Below are 9,172 nucleotides of genomic sequence, written 5' to 3'. Positions count from 1 at the left end.
TCCTGCTGGAACGGAAAACGTCCCCGTGCCGGAGTAGCTGCCCGTACCGCCCGTGGCCGAAACGGTGATGACGGCATTGCCGCCGAAGCAGTCAATTGGCGTGGTTACACTGGCCGATGCGTTTAGTTGCGCAGGTTGCGAAACGGAGGCAACCGAAGCCGAAGCAGTGCAGCCGTTTGCGTCAGTGACGGTATAGTTGTAAGGCCCTCCTGCTGGTACGGAGAAGGTTCCCGTGCCGCCGTAGCTGCCCGTACCGCCCGTGGCCGAAACGGTGATAACGGCATTGCCGCCGAAGCAGTCAATTGGCGTGGTTACACTGGCCGATGCGTTTAGTTGCGCAGGTTGGCCAACCGTTATACTTGACGCGGGGCTAGTATTACTGCCGCTTTTTACAACGATCTGATACTGTCCGGTAGTAAGTCCGGAGAAGGTAAAAGGATTGCTTCCTGAGGAAAATGTTGAGCCATTGTCTTTACTGTACTCATATGAGCCTGTACCGCCCGAGGCCGTAACTGTAATTGAGCCGTTGTTTCCTCCAAAACAACTAACATTGGTTGTTTGGGTGGTAAAGGAAAGAGGGGTAACAGGAGAAATAACGGTGATGGGAATACAGGTAGTTCCCCTGACTGAGTTGTCTGCATTTAATGCCTGAATTACTATGACCCTTGAGCCAGTAGGGGCATTTGCAGGATAGGTGTAGATGAATAAGTAATCACGTGTGCCCGTTTGTGAAGCTACTCCAAATGTGGATAGGTTACTAGGTAGAAGTGCATTGTCGCAAGTGCTTGATGCCGAAGCGTGTCCAATCCTATATGACGTGATGGTATTGGCACCAGGGTTAGCAGCATAAGTAAAAGCAATCGTCATTATAGCGTTTGGAGTTCCAAGAGTAAAACTATTTGGATTGGCAGTTGCACTTGTGAATGTATTCTGCGCCAGCGAAACACCTGAGATGCCCGCACCAAACAGCAGTAATAAGAAAGCAAACCGAACGATGGGTATTCGATTTAGAAAAAGTAAAAGTTTTTGCATAATACGTAAGCAGTTGAGATAAAGAAAAGATTTGATGTGTTTTCCTGTCTTTTAGGTATATATATACGTAACAGGCATTTTTGCAAAGTAATAATATATATAGTGCATGTTCAATAGTCATTTTAACTATTCGTATATAGAATTTTAGTAAAAAAACACCTTTAAATGTGCCAAAAACACAAAATTCAATGGAGGAGTTTATATGTAAGTCTAAATATTAAGTAGTCTTTTAAAGGGCTAAAAAATGTGTGTTTTCTCCAAAAAATAAGCATTAAAAAAATATCCATAAATGGCCAATTAAATGTGAATCAAAAACTTTCTAAGCCATCAATTGGGATTGCTTGAGGACTATCGGATGATTACTGCACCGAGGAGTCGAAATGCAGGTGCTCGTATTACGTAAAGGAAGAAGGCTGAAAGTGGAAAATTTTAGGCCAAAAATGCCGCCACGGCGTAGCCAATCATGACCAAACACAGGACCACTTTCATGAATATGCCCGTGACAAACCCCAGAAAAGAGCCGAGCGCGGCTTTCAGGGCTTTATTGAATTCCATTCCTGCCATGAGTTCGCCGATGAAAGCGCCCAAAAAAGCGCCTAAAAAAATGCCTAACGCGGGGATTACAAAGAACCCAAGCAAAAGACCAAGGGTGGAGCCCCAAGCGCCGTAGCTAGTGCCGCCAAATTTTTTTACTCCCCAAATAGGAACGTAGTAATCCAATACCGTAACCGCTAAGGTGATGAAACCGAGGCTATAAAGTGTAATTTGGCCAAAGTCAGCGTAACTGCTAAAGTGTAGGCACAAAAGCCCGACAAAACTCAACGGTGGGCCGGGTAACGGTAGCACCGCTCCCGCCAAGCCTACCAATAATCCCGCACAGCCTAAAACAAGCAGTAAAATGTCCATAGCGCCAAGGTATCCGATTGAAATTAAGAGAGAATCGACCAACTTTTGAAAATCTAACGGTTAAATAACACAAAAAAGGGGCATGAATCGTATCTTTGCCCACTAATTTTTGGGTGAAAGCGTTTTTGCTGAATCATGCAACCATAAATTTCACTCATAAGTAAAAAAGATTGTCTGATTGATATGAGTTTTAAACTTAAGAAAAATTACAATAGTTTGATTATAAGTGATTTGTGTTGATATTTTTACATTTTTCATTCTACATTTTAAATTTTACAGTTACTTAAATGTCAAAAGTCTTAATTATTGGAGCAGGGGGTGTGGGAGGCGTAGTGGCGCATAAGTGTGCCATGAACTCTCAGGTATTTACCGACATCCTGTTGGCGAGCCGCACAAAGTCAAAATGTGATAAAATTGCCCAAGATATTCAGGAAATGCACGGGGTAACCATCAAAACGGCGTCGGTCGATGCCGATATTGTGGCGGAGCTGGTGGTGCTCATCAAGTCGTTTCAGCCCAAATTGGTGATCAACGTGGCCTTGCCTTACCAAGATTTAACCATCATGGATGCCTGCCTCGAAACGGGTGTTCATTACATGGATACCGCCAATTATGAGCCCAAAGATGTCGCAAAATTTGAATATAGCTGGCAGTGGGCCTACCAGGAGCGTTTCAAAGAAGCGGGTTTGATGGCCTTGTTGGGTTGTGGCTTCGACCCGGGCGTTACGCAGGTATTTACGGCTTTTGCCAATAAACATCAGTTTGATGAGATGCATTATCTCGACATCATCGACTGCAATGCGGGCAACCACGGCAAAGCTTTTGCCACCAATTTTAACCCCGAAATCAACATTCGTGAAATCACCCAACCGGGTCGGTATTGGGAAAATGGCGCTTGGGTAGAAATTCCTGCCATGAGCATTCACAAAGCCATTGACTATCCGGGCATTGGGCCCAAGGAAAGCTACGTGCTGTACCACGAAGAACTCGAATCGTTGGTGAAAAACTTCCCAACCCTCAAACGCGCTCGTTTCTGGATGACCTTCGGTCAGGCGTACCTGACGCACTTGGAAGTGCTGCAAAATGTGGGTATGACGAGCATTGCGCCCATCAAATTTCAGGGCATGGACATCGTGCCGCTGGAGTTTTTGAAAGCCGTATTGCCGCCACCAGAGTCATTGGGTGAAAACTACACAGGGCAGACTTCCATCGGTTGCCAAATCAAAGGAATCAAAGACGGACAGGATAAAACCTATTATGTATGGAACAACTGCGACCACGCCCAATGCTGGAAAGAGGTTCGGGCGCAGGCCGTTAGCTATACCACGGGTGTGCCGGCCATGATTGGAGCGATGCTGATGTTGACCAATGCCGAATGGATGAAAGCGGGTGTTTGGAATTGTGAAGAACTGAATCCCGATCCATTCATGGACTTGCTCAACCAACACGGCCTGCCGTGGAACGAACAAATCAACCAGCCGCTGCCGCACGAGTATTAGACCGTTCAAATGGAGTGATTTTAGCGTATAAATTTACGTAATAAACTCCTGTTTATATAAGTTGTAAAAATCCTCCTTAAAGATATATTAAGGAGGATTTTTTATGTTTTTAGGGGCGAGAGAGGATTCTTTACAAGCAACCGTTGCCATAATGTAAGACTTGCGATAGAAAAATCTTTTTAAAAAAAGACGATTAAGTATACTATTTGATACCTTTTTTTACCTTAAATGGCTAAAAATAGCGCTGGTGATAATTTGACTATATTTCTCTGTGTATTGATTTTAGGGTCTTTTAAGTAGTTATAGTTATAATTTAACTTATAATTTTTATATTTAAAGGCCGATAGAAAAAGTTTGAGGGAGAATGGCAAAAATATCCCTATTTGATAATTGATGTTTGTACTGTTAATTTGGAGCAATGGTAAAGTGGTTAAATAAAAAACTAGCTTAAGTCTTATATTTGAGTATGTCTTTTAGTGCTATTTTAGACAGTGTTAATCAGTCTTTTCATAGCAATTATGGGTAGATAGTAGAATCAAGAAATGCTCAGGTGGTTGGTGGATGGGTTGATTCTACTGATTTATATAAAGAAAATGCCTAAACCAACTAAAGTAACGTTAAATGTTGATTCAAACCGAACCCGAATCTGACGCGGTTTCCCTATTTTTTGAAGAATTACCTAAAGAAGAGATTCATCCAATCAACTATAAAGATGTGGTTGAATCGCTGAATTATGTTTATGATAGTCTGCTTGAGCCGTGGACTTTTGTGGTGGTTTTGGACCTCGACCGGCTTGAAATTCTTTATGCAAACGACAACTGTCTTCATCTGTTCGGGGAAGGTGGTAAGCTACTAACTTCTCAATACTTACCTTTTGCCTTTTTAAGGCCCGAAAGTCAGTCCTTATTTAAACGGGTCATTAGCCAATTTGAAAATATGGTTCAGGCAGTGTCTTCAAAACGGCGAAATTTTATAAAAACTCAATGGGTAGGAATGCGGCTCAAGCCACTCAACGGAAAACCTTGGGTGTCTTTTGCCACCCTCATGCCGCTTTCAGCCCGTATCGATGGCACACCCAATGTAGTATTGATGATTAACCAAAACATTTCGCACTTATACAACGCTAATTTTGTTTGGTTGCGCCAGTCATGTACACGTGTTTCTCAGTGCAATGCGCATTTTCATTCCCGCACGGGAGAAGTTTTCAATCACGATATTCTTTCAAAAAGAGAGTTGGAGGTTCTGAAACTGATTGCAAAAGGGTATAACTCACAGCGTATTGCCTCCGAACTGTCCATCAGTGTCAATACCGTCAGTAATCATCGAAAAAACATGATGGACCGCGTTGGGGTCAGCGATACCACTGCTCTTCTTCAAATTGCCCAATGGTGTGACCTTATCTAACAGACATACACTCGGCCTGCTTTGGAAAGAAGATGGTTTGTGAATTAAAATTATCTGGAAATTATATTCCTTACGGATGCTCGTATAAGTAGCTGCGTATAGTTGTTCGAATGATTATAATTTTCCAAAAACAACAAAGCATTTATTTCTTCCATAGAATTTATCAATGGCTTTTTCAGGTTGACACCATTCATCCTTTTTTGATTAAGAAATGACTTCCTTGTACTGCATTCGGTACAGATTGGCGTAGAACCCGCCCCGCTCTAGCAGTTCGTCGTGGGTTCCTTTTTCCTGAATTTCGCCTTTGTCGAGTACAATGATTTGACTCGCTTTCTGGATAGTGCTCAACCGGTGCGCAATCACGATGGCGGTGCGGCCTTTCATCAGTTTTTCAATGGCATTCTGAATCAACTCTTCGGTTTCGGTATCGACCGACGATGTTGCTTCGTCCAACACAATGATTTTTGGGTCATGGACCAAGGCCCGAACGAACGAGATTAATTGACGTTGCCCCACCGAAAGCGTAGCACCGCGCTCCATGACGTTGTAGTCATAACCATCAGGAAGCCGCTCTATGAACTCGTGCGCTCCCACCAACTGGGCGGCCTCGATGATGCGCGCACGACTAATGGACGTATTGCCGAGCGTAATGTTGTTGTGAATGGTGTCCGAAAATAAAAATACATCTTGCAACACCACGCCGATATTTTGGCGTAATGCGCCCAATTCGTAGTTGTGAATTTCGGTGCCATCCACCAAAATCTCACCTTTATTGATGTCATAAAAACGGCTCAGCAAATTAATGACCGACGATTTGCCCGCGCCAGTTGCCCCCACAAAAGCGATGGTTTCTCCTTCTTTGACATCAAATGAAATATCCTTTAGGACGTATTCTTCTTCGTTATAAGCAAACCAAACGTTTTTGAAAGAGACTTCTCCGCGCAGTGTTGCGGGGGCATAAGTACCGTTGTTGACCGTGAAATCGTCGCTGTCGAGTAGCTTTAAAATACGGTCGGTGCTTACAATACCCATCTGGAGGGTATTGAAACGGTCGGCCAACATGCGTATGGGCCTGAAAAACAGTCCAATAAAGATAATAAATGCTGTTACGGTGCCAAATGAGGCGTTGTAATGCATGATTTCGCGGGCTCCGTACCACACGACCAAACCCGTTGCGGCGGCAGCAATGACGTCGGCAACGGGATAGTAGACCGAATAGTACCAGATCGAACGGATGTTGGCGTCGCGGTGAATGGTATTGATTTTCTTGAATTTACGATATTCGGTTTTCTCCGCGCTGAAAATCTGCACAATGTTCATCCCTGTAAGGTGCTCTTGCACGAACGAGTTTAGGTTGGATACCGCCGTGCGCACTTCATTGAATGAATCCTTGATTTTTTCCTTGAAAATATACGTACTTATCAGCATGAAGGGCACGGTAGCAAGACTAATGAGCGACAGACGCCAATCGGTGTAAAACATGACCCCGATGATTAGGATTAACTGCAAAATATCGCCCGCCACGGCGGCCATACCGTCGCTAAACACGTCGGAGAGGGTTTCAACGTCGGAGACCGTCCGCGTGACCAAGCGGCCAATGGGCGTATTGTCGAAGAATTTTAGACGCAGGCTAAGAATTTTTTCGTACAGCTGAACCCGAATATCACGGATGATATTTTGCCCCAACCAACCCGCCAAATAGGTATTGGCAAACTGAATCACTGCCTGCACCAACAAAATGCCAATCATAATCAAAAGCATGACCACAAGCCCATTGTAATCACCCGTTGCGATTTGATTGTCAATGGTATAGCGAATCAATAACGGGCTTAATGGCGCTAAGAATGCGCTCAGTAGAATGATGGCAATAAGGAAATAAAATTGTTTTTGGTAAGGCTTAATGAAGGTGTAAAGACGGCGAAGGGTGGGCCAGTCAAATATTTTTCCGCTTTTTTTTTCTTCGTTCATGTTACGAAAAGGGATGATCTGTTTGTGAGTAACAGCAAAAAAAGAAAGAAAGTTGAATTTAGAATTAATTTTACTCAGATTTGAATCTTTCCTTAAATGTTATGATTAATGAGTGGAATTTGTGGTATTATTTACTTTGACGATAAACCTGTGGCGGATGAATTGGAAGGAATGACGCAACGCATTTCGCACCGAGGTTTGGATGGTATTACGTATTATAGATACAGACAGGTAGGGTTGGCGCACCTGATGCGACAGGTAACCTACGAATCAATCCACGAAAAACAGCCACTAAAAAATCAATTTGGTTGTGTGTGTGTGGCCGACGCGCGGATTGATAATCGCAATGAGCTTATTGCTCAGCTTGATTTAAAACCCTTTTATTGTCCAGTCATTACTGATTCGGAGTTGATTCTGGCGGCTTATGAGCGTTGGGGCGATGATTGTCTTTATCATTTGATTGGTGACTTTGCCTTTGCCATTTGGGACCCCCGTCGCCAAAAATTAGTAGCAGCTCGTGATCATTCGGGAATAAGGCCGTTTCATTATTATTTTAAGCCAGGAAAGTTTGTCGCTTTTGCGTCAGAAATTCAAGCGCTTTTTGCGATTCCGGAAGTGCCAAAAAAAATAAATGAGGAAAAGATTGTGCCTTATGTACTTTGGTTAACCGACTTCCGAGCCCATCAAGCTTCTACTTTTTATCAAGAGATTTTTAATTTGAAGCCCGCCCATTGGTTGGTAGCAGACAGCAGTGGGGTAGCAACGAAATTTTGCTGGGACCTTAATTTGGAACGTTTCAGCCATCTTAAAACGGACGAAGATTTTGTAGCCGCTCATCGCGAGATTTTCAACGAAGCTGTTAATTGCCGCATACGTACCTCCTTTGGCGTGGGCGGGGATATTAGCGGAGGTTTGGACTCTTCGTCCATAGCCTGTGCGGCTCTGCATACGCTTCAGGAAAGGCAACAGCCTTATTGGGGCTACAGTTGGGATTGCTCCAATGATAAAGATGCCAATGAGCGTGAATTTATTGACATAATGGTTGGGGTAAAGGGACTCAATCATCAATACATTAGGCCGACCCAAGTAAAGGAAATGGCAGTAGAAGGTTATTACAATAACCGGCCCGACTATTTTATCTCAGATGCCAATCATTATCTGCCTACCATGAAGGCAGCGCAGAAAAACGGGGTACGCACTTATTTGACGGGCGTGGAGGGAGACACCGTTTTGAGTTATGGTAAGGAAACCTTCTCCGCATTGCTTATGGAGGGTAAATGGGATGCCTTTCGGGTACATATTGAGCATATATTATATACCGGTACATTTAGAGAAAATGTCCCAAAATATGACAGAAATTTTAAGAGTCAAGCGGCTTTTATTGCCTTCCCGTACATTTATAAAGTGCTGATTCGAGCGTTGAGGATGGGTCATTTTTGGGCTTTTTTGCGCCATGTCAAACAATCTAAGCGCTACTTTAATATTCCTCCTTCATTAGTTTATATTTATGTAGGTCAAAAAATTTATACCAAATTGCTCAATCTTAAAAATAGGTATTGGAATAAAGAAACTTTTTTCTCTATTTTGCATGACAGGTACAATAAACAGTCTCCTATTCTCTTAAAAGAGTTTCATTTTGAAGATATTCCTAGAGAAAATAATGCCGACGTGATTGCGCATTTTAAACAGGCAACTTGTGGTGGCATTATTGATGTTCTGGGCAGTTATCACACCATTGGAATCTTAAATGGAATTGACATGGCCCATCCTTTTATGGATAAACGCCTCATAGAGTTTAGTCTGATTGTGCCCAATCATCTCCAATTTGGGGATGGAATTACGCGTAAAGTCCACCGATTGGCGGTAAATGGCCAAGTCCCTGACGCTATTCGTTGGCGATTAGATAAGGCAAATTTTACACCGTACATGCGCCGGTGTTTTTATGAAACGTTTACTGATCCTAAGGCCTTTATTCAGGAAAACAGGGATTTATTAAGTCCTTATGTAAATGTCGATTTGTCATTGAAATATGCTGAATATGCACGTACCGCTGATCTGAATTCTAAAAAAGGCTATGATGCCTTTTACCGAGCGGTTCGCGTAGTGTACTTAGCCATCTGGCTAAACCAAAACCAAATTAACAATAAAACAACGTAACAAAATGAAAAACAAATCCCTACTCAAATCAAAGAAAAAGTACGCTGCGCCTGTATTGAAACATTATGGAAGTGTTCAAAAATTAACGTTCGGAATGGGAAGCGGTGGAGGAGATGGCGGTTCTGCAATGATGCCTTTATAGTATAATAAAGAGAATTGCCAACGTTATTTGGCAATTCTCTTTATTTGATGTTTGTAGTTTTCCC

The 9,172-nt window shown here is 42.9% G+C and carries 7 protein-coding genes; 4 read left to right on the top strand and 3 right to left on the bottom strand.

Going from position 1 to position 9,172, the window contains the following annotated elements; all coding sequences use genetic code 11:
• Both NCI00_RS01420 and NCI00_RS01415 read right to left on the bottom strand, forming a co-directional pair.
• A partial coding sequence (locus tag NCI00_RS01420) for a SprB repeat-containing protein (RefSeq protein ID WP_253524222.1) occupies positions 1-1,032 on the bottom strand: 1,032 nt, incomplete at its 3' end.
• Between the two features lie 429 nt (positions 1,033-1,461).
• On the bottom strand, positions 1,462-1,938 hold the full coding sequence (locus tag NCI00_RS01415; RefSeq protein ID WP_253524220.1) for a DUF456 domain-containing protein: 477 nt from the start codon (positions 1,936-1,938) through the stop codon (positions 1,462-1,464).
• Positions 1,939-2,225: 287 nt separating this feature from the next.
• Between NCI00_RS01415 and NCI00_RS01410 the strand changes: the two genes are divergently transcribed.
• Together NCI00_RS01410 and NCI00_RS01405 are read left to right on the top strand one after the other, a co-directional pair.
• Entirely contained in the window at positions 2,226-3,437 is a 1,212-nt protein-coding gene (locus NCI00_RS01410; protein ID WP_114460529.1) for a saccharopine dehydrogenase family protein, read from the top strand.
• A 621-nt stretch (positions 3,438-4,058) separates the two neighbouring features.
• Complete coding sequence (locus NCI00_RS01405; protein WP_253524218.1) at positions 4,059-4,841, top strand: response regulator transcription factor; 783 nt, start codon at positions 4,059-4,061, stop codon at positions 4,839-4,841.
• Between the two features lie 204 nt (positions 4,842-5,045).
• Here NCI00_RS01405 and NCI00_RS01400 read toward each other — a convergent pair whose 3' ends face one another.
• The gene (locus NCI00_RS01400) at positions 5,046-6,809 is read right to left on the bottom strand and encodes an ABC transporter ATP-binding protein (RefSeq protein ID WP_253524216.1); all 1,764 of its coding nucleotides are present in this window, start codon (positions 6,807-6,809) and stop codon (positions 5,046-5,048) included.
• A 108-nt stretch (positions 6,810-6,917) separates the two neighbouring features.
• Between NCI00_RS01400 and NCI00_RS01395 the strand changes: the two genes are divergently transcribed.
• Together NCI00_RS01395 and NCI00_RS01390 are read left to right on the top strand one after the other, a co-directional pair.
• On the top strand, positions 6,918-8,966 hold the full coding sequence (locus NCI00_RS01395) for an asparagine synthase-related protein (RefSeq protein ID WP_253524213.1): 2,049 nt from the start codon (positions 6,918-6,920) through the stop codon (positions 8,964-8,966).
• Between the two features lie 4 nt (positions 8,967-8,970).
• Positions 8,971-9,108, top strand: a complete 138-nt coding sequence (locus NCI00_RS01390; protein ID WP_253524210.1) for a hypothetical protein — start codon at positions 8,971-8,973, stop codon at positions 9,106-9,108.
• Positions 9,109-9,172 lie beyond the last annotated feature (64 nt).

The organism is Runella salmonicolor (genome assembly GCF_024158025.1).
In the GTDB taxonomy this organism is placed as follows: domain Bacteria; phylum Bacteroidota; class Bacteroidia; order Cytophagales; family Spirosomataceae; genus Runella; species Runella salmonicolor.
Note: the sequence above shows the minus strand (reverse complement) of the source record. Positions and strands in the feature narration are given on the sequence as shown.